Source organism: Sphingomonas sp., assembly GCF_036731925.1.
In the GTDB taxonomy this organism is placed as follows: domain Bacteria; phylum Pseudomonadota; class Alphaproteobacteria; order Sphingomonadales; family Sphingomonadaceae; genus Sphingomonas.
This window is the reverse complement of the sequence record NZ_DAINDJ010000002.1, coordinates 475,125-490,844: the sequence shown is the minus strand read 5'-3', so window position 1 is coordinate 490,844 and position 15,720 is coordinate 475,125. Positions and strand designations below refer to the sequence as shown.

Sequence of the window (15,720 nt, the reverse complement as noted above, 5' to 3'; positions counted from 1 at the left end):
CCGTGCACATCCTCGTTCCTGCGCGCCGCGTGGCGCGCCCCGTCCGCATGCTGGTGCGGCTTGCCCCGGTCTCGTGCATCGCACTGCCGCACACGGCGCTGGCGCAGGCGATCGAGCGCAACCCCGCGCCCGTCCTCCAGCCGCAGCCGGCCATGCCCGTGCCGCCGGTGGAGGTGGATCCGGCCGCCGATCCGACGCCGCTGGGCGTGACGCTTACCGGCATCACGCTGGTCGCGGGTGACGCCGCCGGCGCCGCCACGGAAAGCGCTGGTATTCGCCTCCAGGGCATTGACGATGCGCCCTGGCTTGCCGGTCGGCTGCGCCATTTCCTCGGCCGCCCGCTGTCACAGCGCGAAATCAGCGCGATCAAGGCCGCAATCGCCAGGGCGTATCGCGACCATGGGCGGCCCTTCGTCCATGTCTCGGCGCCCGAGCAGGAACTCTCCTCCGGCGTGCTGACGCTGCGGGTGGAGCGCTTCCGGCTCGGCCAGGCCCGCATTTCCGGCACGGGTGCGGGCGAGGCGGCGCATCTGTCGGCGGCGATCCGGCAGCAGCCGGGCGCGCCCATCGATGCGCAGGCGCTCAGCGACGATCTCGACTGGCTGAACCGCTACCCGTTTCGGCGGGTGGAGGCGGTGTTCGAGCCGGGGCAGCAGTTCGGGGCGACCGACGTGACCTATGTCGCCACCCGCCAGCGGCCCTGGGCGATCGGCGGCGGCTATGCGAACAGCGGCAGCCCGAATACCGGGACCGGCCGCTATTTCCTCTATGCGCTCGCGCGCATCCCGGGCCTGCGCGACGGCTATGCCAGCTACCAGCTCACCACGTCCGGCCAGCGCCTGACCGGGCTGGGCGCCCACCCCGGGGGCAGCAGCCGCTATGTCAGCCAGGCGGGGCGTCTGTCGCTGGCCATCGCGCCGCGTACCAGCCTGGAGGCGAATGTCGGCGACATTCGCTCCAACCAGCCGTTCGAGGCATTCGACGCGCGGCAGCACACCCGCGAATATGGCCTCACCGTTCGCACCGCGCTGGCGAACGTCGCCGCGCGCCTGCGGGGAGAGGTCTATGCCGGGCTCGACTGGAAGACTCAGTCGAGCAGCCTGTTGTTCGGCGACCTGCTGGTGCGGCCGCAATCGCGCTTCCATGTCGGCCAGGTCACCGCCGGCTATGCCGTGCAGGCCAATGACGCGCGGGGGACGACGCTGATCGACGTCGCCGTCCATGTCAGCCCCGGCGGCATCGACAGCTACAATCGCGGCGCCGCGTTCCGGGCCGCCTCGCAGGGCCAGTTCGGCGCGGCCCGCTACGCCTATGCGAGCGGCGTCGTCTCCCGGCGCACCCGGCTGCGCGGTTTCAGCCTGGTGCAGCAGCTGAACTGGCAGTTCGCCGGCGTGGCCCTGCCGCAGACCGAGTTGCTCGGCATCGGCGGGCGCGGCCAGGTGCGTGCCTATACGCTGGACGACGGGGCGTTCGACCGTGGCGCGGTGCTGCGCAACGAACTGCGGCTCGACCCGCTGCGGATCGGGCATGGCCACTGGACATCGACGCTTGAGCCCTGGCTGTATCTCGACGGCGGCTATGCCGGCCGCCTGCGCGGCGGTGCCGCCGGGCCGGTCGCCGCCGCGGGGGCGGGCGGGGACTGGGCGCTGGCGCGGCGCGTGACCCTGTCGGGCGATGTCGGGGTGGCGATGAAATCGCTGGGGGCGACCCGGGCAGGCGATGTGCGGGCAAACGTCCGCGCCACGCTGGCGCTCTGAGCGGCCGGTCCGCCCGATGCGGACCGGCGATGTCGCAAGGTCAGGCTACGGCCGAACGCTTCTGTCCGCGCCCTTAGGGATGCCAGCGGCAGAAGTCGCTGGAGACGGCCTGGTCGAGGATCTGGCGATAGGGTGCATATTGTTCCTCGCCGGCGACGAGGATGCCGAAGTGCGGCGCTTCGATCTGTTCGAGCGGGACCAGCGCGATCGGGCTGGCGACGGGCAGGAGCTGTGATCCCGGCCCGGCCTGCAGGGTTGAAAGCAGGCCGAACATCCGCCGCTCGCGCGTGCCGCGCCCCAGCATGATCAGGCGGTACTGGCCCTCCTCGCTGGTTACCAGATAGGTGTGCCCCGAAAGGTTGGGCATCGAGACATAGCCTGCCTGGGTGAAGGTCCGGTCTGCCCGCTCGCTCTCGGTGAATCCGAGGTGCGCGTCCGCGCTGTTCCAGAAAATCTCGGTGCGATAGGCATAGAGCGCGCCCGGCTGGCTGAACGCGGGGCGCAGCGTAAGATAGGCGCCTTCGATCCAGCGCACGGCCGGGCGGCTGTAGGAGCCCATGTGCGTCGGCGCGAGCAGCGTGTCCGTCGGCATCGGCAGGGCGGCGGTACCGGGCCGCAGCGAGCTGCCCAGCACGTCCTCGATCCGCACCACCGTCGCGAGCGAGAACGGCCGGCTTCCGGAAAGCGCCTTTTCCAGCGTGGAAAGGCTTATCCGGGCCATGTCGGCAAGCGCCTGACGCGAAATGCGGCGCCGGGCGAGTTCTTCCCGAAGCCGTCTCGCAATTTCTTCATTCTCGCCGCGTTGCAGCGGCCGCTCTTCACGCATGATATCTCCCAACCGGACAACCCGACACAAATACGTACAATCCGTCAAGGGTTTGGCGTCCGATCGTCACGTTCCGCCGCTCCTCGCCACCCGGTGGCGAAAGCTGGCGGACCTTTCGCGTGGCGGTACGGCACGGGCGATCTCTACCGGAGAGGCTCCACCCTTCAGGGAGCCTTGCCATGGTACCGCGTGCTTATATCCTCCAGCCGGTGTCCGCAGATACGCGTCGCCGCCTCGCCATCGGTGCGATCGGCCTTGTCGGCGTGGTGCTGAGCAGTCTTGCTGCAGCGCAGGCGCGGGCGGCGGACGCAGACGATGTGGCCGCGGGCGGCGCGTTGCTCCTCGAAGCGCGGGCGGGCAAGGGCGACCAGTCCGGCGCGCTGCCGGCCGTACGGCTTGGCACCGACATGGACGTGACCGTCAGCGGTCCGATCATGCGGGTGCGGATGACCCAGGCGTTTCGCAACACCAGCAAGGGCTGGATGGAAGCGACCTATCTCTATCCGCTGCCGGAAGACGGCGCGGTCGACACGCTGAAGATGGTCGTCGGCCAGCGTGTCATCATCGGCCACATCAAGCGCCGCGCCGAAGCCCGCGACATCTACGAGCGCGCAAAGGCCGAGGGGAAGCGCAGTGGCCTTGTCGAAGCCGACCGGCCGAACCTGTTCCGCACCAGTGTCGCCAATGTCGGCCCCGGCGAGACGGTGCTGATCTCGATCGAGTATCAGGCCCCGGTGCGCCAGCTCGGCGGCGAATTTGCGATGCGGCTGCCGCTGGTGGTCGGCCCGCGCTACGTGCCGCCGCACAGCCTGACGAGCGGCGCGGCGATGGCCGATGCGGCGCGGGTGACGGCGCCGCTGGTCGCTCCTGCCGTGAAGGCTGCGCTCAACCCCGTCTCGATCACCATCCATCTGGCGCCCGGCTTCATGCCGGCCAACATCATCAGCCCGTATCACCGCATCCAGGTGGTGGACGCAGGGCCCGCGGAGCGGACGATCACGCTCGCCGCGGGCGAGGAGCCGGCCAACCGCGACTTCGAGCTGCGCTGGCGTTCGGCCAGCGCCGATCCGGTTGTCAGCCTGTTCCGCCAGGCACTGGGCAATCAGCAGTATGTGATGGCGACGGTCACGCCCCAGGCGCGGGTGGAGCCCGGCAAGGTGGCGCCGCGCGAGATGATCTTCGTGATCGACAACAGCGGCTCGATGGGCGGCGGATCGATGGATGCGGCGAAGCAGAGCCTGCTCTACGCGCTCGGCACGCTGCGCCCCGAAGACAGCTTCAATGTGATCCGCTTCGACGACTCCATGACCCAGCTGTTCGATCAGCCCACGCCGGCCACTGCCGAGCAGGTGGCGATTGCGCGCAAGTTCACCCTCGGCCTGGCGGCGGCGGGCGGTACCGAGATGCTGCCCGCGCTGAAGGCCGCGCTGGTCGATGCGCACCCAGCGAACAAGGGCGTGCGCCAGATCGTGTTCCTGACCGACGGCGACCTTTCGAACGAGAAGGAGATGATGGCCGAAATCGCCGCGCATGGCGGGCGCAGCCGCGTGTTCATGGTCGGCATCGGCTCCGCGCCCAACAACTACCTCATGCACCGCATGGCGGAGGCCGGGCGCGGCACCTACACCAATATCGGCGAAGGCAGCGAAGTGCTTGCCAAGATGACTGCACTGCTCGACCGGCTGAAAGCGCCTGCCATGCATGACGTTTCGGTGCGTGTGGAAGGGGCGCCGCTCGATCTCACCCCGCACGATCTGCCGGACCTCTACGCCGGGGAGCCGCTGGTTCTGCTGGGGAAGGGCGAGGATCCCAAGGGGGTGCTCGTGGTCACCGGGATGATCGGCGACACGCGGTGGAGCCAGCGGATCGATTTGGGCAACGCCATCGCCAGCCCGGCAGTCGCGCGGCTCTGGGCCAGCCGCAGCATCGCTGATGTGGAGGCGCAGCGCTGGTCGGGGCAGCTTGAGGACGATGCCGCCAACGAGAAGGTCGCGCAGCTTGGCCTCGCCTATGATCTCGTGACCACGCAGACGAGTCTTGTGGCGGTTGACGAGACCCCGGCCCGGCCGGAAGGCGCGAAGCTGACGCGCGAGGACCTGCCGCTGTTGCTGCCCAAGGGTTGGGATTTCGATGCGCTGCTGGGCCGGGATGCGCCTGCCGCAGCCCCCGCCGCAGGGCTTCCCGAGGCGGAGCAGCAGATGGACCTGCCGCAGACCGCGACAGGCTTTCTCAGCGCCGTGCGGCTAGGGCTGGCAATGCTGGTGCTCGGCGCGTTCGGCCTTGTTGCCGCGCGTCGCCGCGGCCGCGTAGCGGGGCGCCCGTGAAGCGCTTCGCAATCTGGGCCGCCTCGCTCGGGCTGTGCCTTGCCGGGGCGATCAGCCTGGCCGAAGGCATCGCGGTACCGATCAAGGCAAACGTTGCGCAGAACCGGCTGCAGCACGTCTTCGAGCAGCGCCTGCAGGCGGCTTCCCTTGCAACGCCGATCGCCCCGGCCACTCCGCCGGGGCGCCTTGCGCGGACGGGTGCGCGCGTAGCGGCGCGCGCCCTGCCTGCGCTGCCGAACGAGGGGCCGATTGCCAGGATCACCGTTGCCCGGCTTGGGGTGCGGGAAATCGTTCTCGCCGGAAACGGGGCCCACGAGCAGCTTGCCGAGGGGCCGACGATGATCAAGCGGGGCAATGCGGCGAGCCCCGTTACCGTCCTGGCCGCGCATCGCGATACCCACTTCCTGTTCATCCGCGATCTGCACGAGGGCGACGATATCCGCCTGCAGTTCGTCAACGGGGTGGTGGAACGCTACCGCGTCACGCGGTTCGAGACGGTGCGCTGGAACCAGTTCACCTACCCGCTCGATCCCGTGCGTCCGCGCCTCGCGTTGACCACGTGCTTTCCCTTCGGGGGCACCGAATATGGCGGGCCCTTGCGGCGGGTGGCCTGGGCCGAACGGATCTAGCGAACCGTCGGGCGGCTTTGGGACTGTATTCTGCGGCACCTGCCTGTAAGCGGAGGCCAAGGGAGGTCTTTTTGCCGCTGATCAATATCGTCATCCGCCCCGGTGCATTGCTTGCGCTGGCTGTTGTGCTTACCGCCTGTGTTCCCGCGCCCCCGGCCGTCGTCCAGGCGCCGCTGCCAACGCCGCCGACCCGCCCCGCCCACGTCGTGCCACCGGCGCCGGCATCGCCCGCGACGTCGCGGAGGAATCGTTCGAACGAGCCGCCCGCCGCGCTGCTCAATGCCGTTCAGGCGCTGGGCGCATCGTTCCAGGGGCAGGTGGCCATTTCGGTCCGCGACGTGGAGCAAGGCTGGATGGTCGCCTGGAACGGCGCGCGGCCGCATCCGCAGCAGAGCGTAAGCAAGCTGTGGGTCGCCATCGCGGTGCTCGACGCGGTCGATCACAAGCGGCTCGCGCTGTCGACGCCGATAACCGTGACCCGCGCCGACCTTACCGTCTTCCATCAGCCGATCCGCGCGCTGGTGGGCCCCAGCGGCCATCGCACCACGGTGGGGGCGCTGCTCGAATGTGCGCTCACCCGCAGCGACAACACGTGCAACGACGTGCTGCTGTGGAAGGTGGGCGGCCCGGACGCCATCAACCGGATGTTGGCCGAAAAGGGGGTGCGCGGCGTCGGCTTCGGCCCCGGCGAGCGGCTGTTGCAGGCGCGGACCGCCGGGCTGGTCTGGCGCAAGGAATGGGCCGGGGGCGCAGGATTTCTCCAGGCGCGCGCGGCGTTGAATCCCACTGCACGGCGCAAGGCGCTGGAGCGCTATCTCGCCGCGCCCGAAGACGGCGCTACCGCAAACGGCGTCACGCTGGGTCTTTCGCTGCTCGCTCAGGGCAAGCTGCTCAGCCCCGCCTCCACCGACCGACTGTTCCGGACTATGCTGGCGAGCAAGACCGGCCCGATGCGGCTCAAATCGGGTCTACGGCCCGGCTGGAAGATGGCGCACAAGACGGGCACCGGACAGGAACTGGGCAGCCTCGCCACCGGCTACAACGATGTCGGCCTGCTCACCGCGCCGGACGGGCATCGCTACGCGGTGGCGGTGATGATCGCGAGCACGCGTCAGCCGATCCCCGTGCGCATGCGGCTGATGGGGGATGTCACGCGCGCCGTGATCCGCGTCGCGAATTGACGATCGTATCGGCTCGCGCGCGGCGTCGCGTCCAGCGTCGCGGAAGCTGGGGGCAGGCGCCCCGATCTCCCCGCTGCCACTCGGCGCCGGCGCATGTCGCCCGGGCCGCGGCGGGTCCGCCTAGCCGCGCGTGAAGTCGATAAAGGCGCGCAGCGGGGGCGGGACCAGCCGTCTGCCGGGATAATAGAGGAAGGGGCCGGAGAAGCTCTGCCACCATTCCGGCAGCACCGGCTCCAGCAGCCCGCTGTCCAGCGCGGGGCGCAGCCAGGCCTCGAACAGATGGAGGATCCCGCTGCCCGCGATCGCAAGATCGACGAGCAGGTCGGCCGCACCGGCGACGCTTGCGATCACCGGGCCCTGCGGTTCGATGCGGACCAACTCGTCGCCGCGCTCGAACTCCCAGGGGCCGGTGAGCGCGCCACTGGCGAAGCGCCCGCGCAGACAGGCATGCCGCAACAGGTCGCGCGGATGCCCGGGCCGTCCATGCCGATCGAGATAGGCGGGCGCGGCTGCGGTGGCGAAGCGCTGGGTGCGCGGGCCGATCGGCACCGCGATCATGTCCTGCTCCAGCCGTTCGTCGTAGCGGATGCCTGCGTCACAGCCCGAGGCGACGAGATCGACGAAACCATCCTCCGCGACGATCTCGACTTGAATGTCCGGATAGGCGGCGAGGAAGCCGGGCAGGACCGCGGGGAGCACCAGCCGGGCGCCGCTGACGGGCACGTTGAGCCGCAGCGTGCCCGTCGGCCGGTCTCGAAAGACGTTCAGCACGTCGAGCGCCGCCTCTACTTCGTCCAGCGCCGGTGCCAGCCGCTCGATCAGCCGCTGGCCCGCTTCGGTCGGCGTGACGCTGCGCGTGGTGCGGTGGAGCAGGCGGACACCCAACTGCCCCTCCAGCCGCCGCACTGCTTCGCTGAGCGTCGACGCGCTCGTCCCGCTGGCCCGCGCGGCATCGCGAAAGCCGCGCGCGCGGGCGACGGCCAGAAAGGCGTTGAGCTGGGCAAGATCCGCTTTCATTGTTCGATTTTCCGTACAGGCCGTGCCGATATCTCCCGCTTATCCAAACAATGCGCAACGCATAGATTCCGGCCATCGAAGGAGATGACGATGATCGATCAGGCAGGTACCTATGTCCTTGGCAGCCGGGCGGTGAACCGGCTCGGCTATGGCGCAATGCAGCTCGCCGGACCCGGTGTGTTCGGGCCGCCGCGCGATCGCGACGAAGCGGTGGCAGTGCTGCGCGCCGCCATCGCCGCAGGTGTGAACCATATCGACACCAGCGACTTCTACGGGCCGCACGTCACCAACCAGCTGATCCGCGAGGCGCTGTCGCCCTATCGCGACGATCTGCTGATCGTCACGAAGATCGGTGCCCGGCGCGGCGAGGATGCCGCCTGGCTGCCGGCGTTCGGCCCGGACGACCTCGCCCGGGCAGTGGAGGAGAATCTCGCCAATCTCGGGCTGGAGACGCTCGAGGTGGTCAACCTGCGGCTGATGTTCGATGTGCACGGGCCGGCCGAGGGTTCGCTGGCGGCGCCGCTGAAGGCGCTCGCCGATCTGCAGCGGCAGGGGCTGGTGCGGCATATCGGCATCAGCAACGCGACGCCTACGCAATTCCGAGAGGCGCGCGACATCGCCAAGATCGTCTGCGTGCAGAACCAGTATAATCTCGCGCATCGCGATGACGATGGCTTCATCGATGCGCTGGCAGCCGAGGGTATCGCCTATGTGCCGTTCTTCCCGCTGGGCGGTTTCAGCCCGCTGCAATCCTCGGCGCTATCGGCGGTGGCGGCACAACTCGGGGCCACGCCCATGCAGGTCGCGCTCGCCTGGCTGCTGCAGCGCTCCCCCAACATCCTGTTGATCCCGGGCACGTCGTCTCGCGCGCATCTGCAGGAGAATCTGGCGGCGGCGTCGCTCACGCTCTCCGACGACGTGGTGCGTACGCTGGATGCTATCGGACTCTAGGGCGAGAGCCCGGAGTCCGCATGCGGCGATCACCCGGGCTTTGCGCGCACCCATGGAGGTGCGCGCGAAAGGCTCAGTCCCCCGCAGCACGCTCCAGAATATCGGCCTCGACAATGCTGAGCCTCCACCCGGCGGGCACGACATCGGCACCGACGCTGGCGGCGACCTTGTCGTTCTTCACCTCGACGATGTTGCCAAAGGCGTCCCGGTCCACCGTCGGGCCGGTCAGCGCGATGCGCAGGCGGCTTCCCTGCGTCGGCGTCACCGGGATGTCGACATAGCCCAGCGACTTGGCGGTGGTGCCCTCGAAGATGGTCCTGCCGTCCAGCGTGATGCGGATCGGATAGGCGCGGATGCGCCACCCGGTCAGCCGCAGCGAGACCTGCGACACGCGCGCGGGCCGGGCGAACTGATACTCGATCCAGGCCGTCTCCGGCCGCCCGTCGCTGCTCCAGGTGGTCGCCTCGTTGTCGTCATGCGACGCGCCCGCCACGTCGGCGTTCGACCCGGCAGTGATTGCCTGCACCGGCACCGTGCGGGCCCGCTGCACCACGGTGGAGGCGACGGGCGTCGGCCCACGGGACAGGTCCGCGGGCTGGGCATCTTCCGGGAAGCTGGTGGAAAGCCCGTCGCGCACCGGCGCCGCGACGCTGGCCACGGTCAGCGATGCGGGGGGCAGTCCGGCCGCGGTGGCGGTCAGCCGGATCTTGCCTGCGCTGGTCGCCGACCGGATCAGGACACGGTTGATACCCAGTTCGACCGGTAGCTGCCTCGACAGGATGTAATTGTCCTGCTCGCGCGCCGTGCCGGTGGTGGGTGTCACGCCCGGCTCGGTCTTGCCCATGGTTGCGACGGCGGCTCGGGGTCTGCCGCGCGAATCTCCCTGCGCCATGCCGCCGCGCCATTCGGCAGGTCCATCCAGGCGGAAGTCGATCGCGTTGGACGCCGTTGGCACCCGCTGCCCGCGCGCGTCCACCACCTCGACATCGACCAGCATCACGTCGGCGCCGTCCGCCACGAAGCCACGCGGGCCGGTATGCGGAGTAAGGCGCAGCGCCGCGGGCGGCCCTGCGGTCGTCAGCAGCTGTTCCACCGTCTTCCCGTCGGCGAAGGTCGCCACCGCCTTCAGGGTGCCGGGGGCATAGGCCACGTCCTTGAAGGTGAAGAGGAAGCCTTCCTTGTCACCCTTGCCCAGCGAACGGCCGTTGAGGAACAGCTCGACACGGTCCGCATTGGACGTCGCATAGACCGGCTTCACCGTCCCCGGTGCGTAGGTCCAGTGGCCGATGACGTGCAGATGTCGTCCGCCGCTCTCCACCCATCCGTCCCACATGCTGCGGTGAACGTACCAGGGATCCTTGGGCAGGCGCAGCCCGTCCACCACGCCGGAGCGGCGATAATTGTTGTCGCCGCGGAAGTGGGAGTTGGAATCGGTAAAGCCGATCTTCACGCCGCCGGCATTGCTGCGATCGCCTCCGCCGGGCCGCTGCGCATAATAGTCGAGCCAGCGGCTGGCATCCTCCACCGCCATGCTCTCGACGTTGCGGTTATAGTCGGGTGCGTCCTTGTGGAACGGGGGAGTCCAGTCGTCCTGGTATGCGCGGGCCGCCTCGTCGCGCGAATATTCCATCTGCCACAGCGGCTTGCCGGCGCTCTTGTTGATGTACAGCATCTCCCCGCCATATTCTGCGGTGTCGCTGCCCAGCATCTCGCGCGCGCCCATCGCCCGGCCGCCATGCGGATCCCAGCGCTGCTTGAGCGCCAGCAGGTCCGCCATGTGGCTTTCGGTGATGCCCTTGTTTCCGCCCTCGTAGAACAGGATGGAGGGGTTGTTGCGATTGTAGATGATGGCGTCCTGCATCAGCGCCACCCGCTGCTTCCAGCGCGCCTCGTCCTTCGGGTCGCCTTCGCTGTCGCCGGCGGGCATCGCCTGGAGCAGGCCGAGCCGATCGGCGGACAGGATGTCCTGCTTGGCGGGGGTGACATGCATCCAGCGCACCAGATTGCCGTTGCTGCCGGTGATCAGCCCGTTCGAAAGGTCGCTCATCCAGGGCGGCACGTCGGGGCCGACCGCGGGCCATTCGTTGGTGGAGCGCTGCGCATAGCCTTTGAGGTGCAGTACCTGGCCGTTCAGCGTGACGACCCCGCGATCGAAGGACGTGGACCGGAAGCCCGTCCGTATGTCCACCGCATCGATGACGCGGCCGCCGGCATCCTTCAGCGCTCCGGTGACGGTGTAGAGATAGCCATACCCCCAGCTCCAGAAGTGCAGCCCGGTAAGGCGCTTGTCGGCGCGGACGGTCGCCGCCTCGCCCGGTGCGACCGTCTGCCGGTCCCCATCGAAGCTGGCGACCAGCTTGCCGTCCGCATCGCGTACCGTGACGGCGTAGCGGACGTGCATCGGCGTGGCGCCGTCGTTTCGCACTTCGCTGCTGGCATGGACCGTGGCGGCGGCGGCCGGCACGTCGAAATCGTCGGCCCAGACATAGGCGCCGCTGGTACCAAGCGAGCTGTACAGCGGCAGCGTCTGGTAGACCGGGCCGGTCAGGTGCAGTTTCACCGGCTTGTTGATGCCGCCGAAGTTCGCGAAGAAATTCTTGTCCTGCCACTGGAATTTGGTGCCGGTCGCGCGTTCGCGGTAGTTCCAGTGATTGTCGACGCGCACCGCCACGACATTGTCGCCCGGCCGTAGCGCGGTGGTGATGTCCACGCCGAAGGCCATCACGCCATTCTCGCTCAGGCCTACCCGGATGCCGTTGACCCAGATGTCGGCAGCCTGGCGCACGCCTTCGAATTCCAGCAGCGCGCGTCCGGCGGGGGCCCGTGCTGGCAGGCGGAAGTGCTTGCGGTACCAGACAATCCCTTCGGCATGGTCGTGCCCGTCGATGGCGAAGGCCTGGTCCTCGTTGAAGGCGCGCGGCAAGGTGACCGGATGCCACTTGCCGTCGTCCAGCTCCGGCGAGGAAAAGCCTGCATCGTCGCCGAGATGCATCCGCCAGTCGCGGCTGAACTCATAGCTCTGGCGAGGAGACGCGACATAGCTGGACGCACGTTGTGCCGCCGCGGGGTGCGTAACGGCGCACAGCATGGCGGCACCAAGCAAGAACGCCGAACGTTGCATGCCGTCTCCTTTTCGCGGTGCGCTGGCAACATTGGTCCGACAGTTGCCAAAATTGGTCAAGCCTGTTTCTTCAACTTATAGATGCGCGGTCCATCATGTGGGAATACGGGGTTGCATCGTGGGCGCGACAGGCGCTGTTGGTCCGTCTGCGAGCGGCTGCTCAGCTATTGAGCAGGAAGACGACATATCCCTCGAAATGCGGGTTCGCCGCCAGGCCGGGCGGCGGCGTCCATTCGCCGCCCTGCAGCAGGCCGATTCGAAAGGGAATGCGCAGGCGGTCGAGCTTCGCCAGATAGGCGCCGTAGCCGGGGATGACATGCCGGCCCTGGTAGATCTGCAGCACCACCTCATCGACGACCCCGGCGAGCTGTTGCAGCCCCTCCGGGTCGCCGTTCGCACTCCAGTCCAGCAGCCCGGTGATCCCCAGCTTGTAGCGCGCGGGGATCTGTCCGCGCAGCGCGCGCAGGAACGCCGCGTAACGGGCAAGGTGGCGGGTTCGTGCATCGAAGTCGATCTGGACACCGGCGACCCTGTTGCCGGCGCGACGCCAGCGTTCGAGCGCGGCGAGCAGTTGCGCATGGATCTGCGGATCCCAGGCGAGCGTCTCCACGCGCAGCACCATCCAGACCTCGGCATGGCCGATCCGGGGGACGGCCGGGCGCTGTGCGATCAGCCGCGGCACGTCGCCGCCGACCACGGCGCCCTGGAGCAGGTAGATGCGCCGGGCATGGTCAAGCACCGGCTGCGGCCGCACGCCCGCCCAGAGCCAGAAGGCGTCGTATCGGCGGGCGTCCACCCGCGCCTCTGCCACGATCGGGGGGCGGGGCGGCGTGGCCGAGAGCAGCAGCGGCAGCAGCAGCGCCAGTCCGGCTGCCGCGTGCCGACGCTTGCCCTTACCAATAATAGCGCAGCTCCTGCGCCCAGCGCGACGCGGGATAATCGCGCTTCAGGCGCTGGAACCAGCTCTTCCGCACAGCCGGCTCCACGCCCTTGCCGCCGCACGCGTTGCTGCCGCCCGGCGCATAGCAGTTCACCGCGCGGAACAGGGCATAGGCCTTGTCGTCCGCTGTCGCCTTGGGCGAGGCCATCACCGCCTGATAGGCGTCCAGCCGCGAATAGGGCGGCGCGGCGAATTGCGAGGGCGTGCCGCCCAGATGATCGGCAGGAGGGCTGTCGTCGAGGTAGAATCCGTCGAACCCGTTCACGCGCGTGAACTCGCCCAGGCAGAGCATCGCCTTGGCGTCGCCCGGGTTGGCCGCCAGCCGGCTCTGCGTCTCCGGGAACGGCGGGCAGCCATAGTCGCCCAGCTTCCGACCTTTGGTGAAGATCGCCAGCGGAAGCTGATCGGTTGTGCCGAAATCATAATAGTTCGCCTCGACCGGCGCGTTGGCAGGAACAAGGCGGGCATCGGCGGCGAAATCGCGGTGCGATCCGCGCGTCGCTTCCTTGTAGAGCAACGTGAACAGTGCGATCCGGCGCTCATGCGGCGAGGCGCTCGCCGCCTGCGCCTGCTGCCGCAGCAGCTTCGCGTCGGCGACGTTCATCAGCAGCGTGTCCCGAATTTCCTGCGTGCGGATCGGCGAGTCGGGGGCGAAGATGCGCGCCAGGCCGTTGTGGCGCTCCTCGTGCATGGCCAGGGCGAGCTCGACCACCGGGCGCTGCCCGGTTCGCCTGGCGCCGGCGAGAAGATCGATCCAGAAGCCGCGGACGTTGCGATCGGCCTTGCTCTCCAGCGCGATCCCGCGGAGCATCTGACGGCTGAATTCGACATAGCCGAAGTCCGCCTGGTGCGATGCATCGGGAAGCAGCCGCAGGGACTCGTCCGGCTGCGAGGTCACGAAAAAGGCGTGGACGGCCTGCAGATAGGCGAACAGCGCGGGCTTGCCGGCGAATTTCGGGCGCTGTGCATCCAGCGCCGCACGGGAAATGGGGGTGCAGCACGGCTCGCCGTCATAGGTCTTGCCGCGCATGTGCATCAGGTCGAACGCAGCCAGCAGGATGGGATCGCGCAGCCTGTCGGCAGTGGCGGAGGCGAAGAGCTTGGCATCGATCTCCTGCGCCAGCGACGCGGCATCGATGCCGCGCTCGGCATCCGGCAGCGCGATCAGCGCGGCATATTCCGCCTCCAGCCGCGCCCAGTCCTGCGCCAGCCAGAAGACGCGGCGCAGCAGGCCGCGCGCGGAGAAGAAATACGCGCCCTTCGGATAGGCCTTCATATAGGCGCGCAGCCCGGCTTCCGCGTCTGCCAGCAGCTTGGGCGCGATCTGCTTGCCCTCCCGGGGCGACCCATAATCGTCGTAATAGTCCACTTGCGCGCGGTTCACCGCCACGCGGCCCAGCATGTAGCGCGCCGTCTCGCGAAGCCACGGATCGCGGGCGGAAACCAGCGCGCCGAAGCGGGCCGCCGCACCGTCGAAGTCGGCATCGTAGAATGCCGCCGCGCCTTCGAGATAGGCAGCGAACGCCTTGCCGGCGTCCGACGTCACCCCGCGACTGGCGCGGGCGATCGCGGTCCCGGCCGACACGTCCGAAGCGCAATCGGGCTGGAGCGCGTGTCGGGCCGCGATCAGGGCAGCACGTTCCTGCTCCGGTACCCTGGCATTCGCGCGTATGGCGGCTTCGAAGCTTGCGGCCCCGGCCACGTTGCTGCGGCAGCGCGAGCCTTCGCCGTCGGAGAAGAACGGGCTTTCCCCCCCGGCAGACGACTGCCGCAGCGAGGAAAGATCGAGGAAGATCGAACGCCGGCCCGTCGCCGCCAGCGGCGCGGCGCCGCGCACGTCTGCCATCAGCAGCATCAGGTTGATCCGGCTGTCGTTGCGCGGGCCGATCATCGCGGTGTCGTCGCAGCCCGTATAGCTTGCGTAGACGAGCTTCGTGACGGGGCCGCAGCTGACATCCCCGCTGGCGCGGGCGGGCATGGACCAGAAGGCGAGGGTGCCCAGCAGGAGGCAAAGGATCACTCGAAGCATGCAGCACGTCTCGCAAGGGGTGGGGCTGCGCGCGTAGCCCAGCCAGCCGCGGCGCGCCATAGGCGGGGCAGGGTTGCTCGCGCGCGGCAATCCATGCGCCTCCGGGCGGGCGAAGGCAGAGCAGGCTAGAGCGTTTCCACCTTGGGCGACAACGCTCTAGCTGTTTGAGTGTCGCACTTTCCGAGGCGTTGACCGTGAACGGTAAACTAGAAAATGCTTTAGGGGCGGCCGCCCGATGCCAGGGGCACGAAACCCCGGGGTGTGAGGTCGATGGCGGCCAGGTCCAGGCCCATCGCCTGCGCCCCCTGGCGCACCGCCCCGCCGATCTGGCGCAGGCGCGCTGCATCGCCCTTGGCCTGCTCCATGGCGCCGTCGATCAGCGCGGTCTGCACCCACAGGGCTTCGGCGAGTTCCTGCTTCTGTGAATCGGTCGCGCGGTCCAGTTCGCCTGTCGCACCGAGCGCCCCCGCCGCCTGCGCGCGTACGGCGGCAAGGGTCTCGACATCGGGCAAGTCGTTGATGCCGCGGGAAGCCTCCCAGGCAGTGATCCACCACAGGGCATAGGCATCGGCGACATTGTCGATGTGCAGGCCGTGCGGGGCGACCGCTGCGCCGATCTTGTCGATGAAGTCGCTCTCGGCGAACAGCTTCTGCAGGTCGGCCGCACCCTTCGGATCGACGGCGCGCGTCTTCTGGACGAAGGCGGCAAGATTGGCGGTTCGTCGCGCCTTGGACGGCGTGTAGCGCAGCGCCGCCAGATCGGGCGCCGGCCGCGGACGTGCCTGCGGTTCCTCCGCGTCACCGGAGAACCGGTCGGCATGGCTCTGCAGCGCGATCCGCGGCCATTCGTAGAGCATCGGGCTGATCATCTGGGCCCGGGCAGCACCGGGCACCGCGACCAGCGCGAGACCAAGGACGATCGCTGCTGCACGTCGCTGCATGGCA

11 protein-coding genes are annotated in these 15,720 nt (G+C 68.9%); 5 read left to right on the top strand and 6 right to left on the bottom strand.

Translation table 11 applies throughout. The annotated features are described in order from the left end of the window. Positions 1 to 2 precede the first annotated feature (2 nt). Positions 3 to 1,757, top strand: coding sequence for a ShlB/FhaC/HecB family hemolysin secretion/activation protein (locus tag V7E00_RS11845; protein WP_333572848.1), 1,755 nt, complete (start codon positions 3 to 5; stop codon positions 1,755 to 1,757). Between the two features lie 73 nt (positions 1,758 to 1,830). Here the strand turns inward: V7E00_RS11845 and V7E00_RS11840 are convergent, their stop codons facing one another. Further along, complete coding sequence (locus V7E00_RS11840; RefSeq protein WP_333572847.1) at positions 1,831 to 2,583, bottom strand: helix-turn-helix domain-containing protein; 753 nt, start codon at positions 2,581 to 2,583, stop codon at positions 1,831 to 1,833. A gap of 179 nt (positions 2,584 to 2,762) precedes the next feature. On the opposite strand from V7E00_RS11840, the gene V7E00_RS11835 reads away from it, so the two are divergent. From V7E00_RS11835 to V7E00_RS11825, 3 genes are all read left to right on the top strand, one after another. Beyond that, positions 2,763 to 4,907, top strand: a complete 2,145-nt coding sequence (locus tag V7E00_RS11835) for a marine proteobacterial sortase target protein (RefSeq protein WP_333572846.1) — start codon at positions 2,763 to 2,765, stop codon at positions 4,905 to 4,907. Continuing rightward, on the top strand, positions 4,904 to 5,536 hold the full coding sequence (locus V7E00_RS11830; protein WP_333572845.1) for a class D sortase: 633 nt from the start codon (positions 4,904 to 4,906) through the stop codon (positions 5,534 to 5,536). Before V7E00_RS11835 ends, V7E00_RS11830 begins: the two co-directional genes overlap by 4 nt. A gap of 71 nt (positions 5,537 to 5,607) precedes the next feature. Then, positions 5,608 to 6,717: a serine hydrolase gene (locus V7E00_RS11825; RefSeq protein WP_443019190.1), complete on the top strand. Its 1,110-nt coding sequence runs from the start codon at positions 5,608 to 5,610 to the stop codon at positions 6,715 to 6,717. Positions 6,718 to 6,837: 120 nt separating this feature from the next. Here the strand turns inward: V7E00_RS11825 and V7E00_RS11820 are convergent, their stop codons facing one another. Then, the gene (locus V7E00_RS11820) at positions 6,838 to 7,734 is read right to left on the bottom strand and encodes a LysR family transcriptional regulator (RefSeq protein ID WP_333572844.1); all 897 of its coding nucleotides are present in this window, start codon (positions 7,732 to 7,734) and stop codon (positions 6,838 to 6,840) included. 84 nt (positions 7,735 to 7,818) lie between these two features. Here V7E00_RS11820 and V7E00_RS11815 point away from each other — a divergent pair, with 84 nt between their 5' ends. After that, positions 7,819 to 8,685, top strand: a complete 867-nt coding sequence (locus tag V7E00_RS11815) for an aldo/keto reductase family oxidoreductase (protein ID WP_333572843.1) — start codon at positions 7,819 to 7,821, stop codon at positions 8,683 to 8,685. Positions 8,686 to 8,758: 73 nt separating this feature from the next. Here V7E00_RS11815 and V7E00_RS11810 read toward each other — a convergent pair whose 3' ends face one another. The 4 genes from V7E00_RS11810 to V7E00_RS11795 all read right to left on the bottom strand — a co-directional run bounded on the left by V7E00_RS11810 (position 8,759) and on the right by V7E00_RS11795 (position 15,716). Next, entirely contained in the window at positions 8,759 to 11,806 is a 3,048-nt protein-coding gene (locus V7E00_RS11810) for a DUF4982 domain-containing protein (RefSeq protein ID WP_333572842.1), read from the bottom strand. Positions 11,807 to 11,966: 160 nt separating this feature from the next. Then, positions 11,967 to 12,602, bottom strand: coding sequence for a DUF3142 domain-containing protein (locus tag V7E00_RS11805; protein WP_333572841.1), 636 nt, complete (start codon positions 12,600 to 12,602; stop codon positions 11,967 to 11,969). Positions 12,603 to 12,699: 97 nt separating this feature from the next. Beyond that, complete coding sequence (locus V7E00_RS11800) at positions 12,700 to 14,775, bottom strand: hypothetical protein (protein WP_333572840.1); 2,076 nt, start codon at positions 14,773 to 14,775, stop codon at positions 12,700 to 12,702. 218 nt (positions 14,776 to 14,993) lie between these two features. After that, positions 14,994 to 15,716, bottom strand: a complete 723-nt coding sequence (locus V7E00_RS11795; protein ID WP_333572839.1) for a DUF6683 family protein — start codon at positions 15,714 to 15,716, stop codon at positions 14,994 to 14,996. Positions 15,717 to 15,720: the final 4 nt, after the last annotated feature.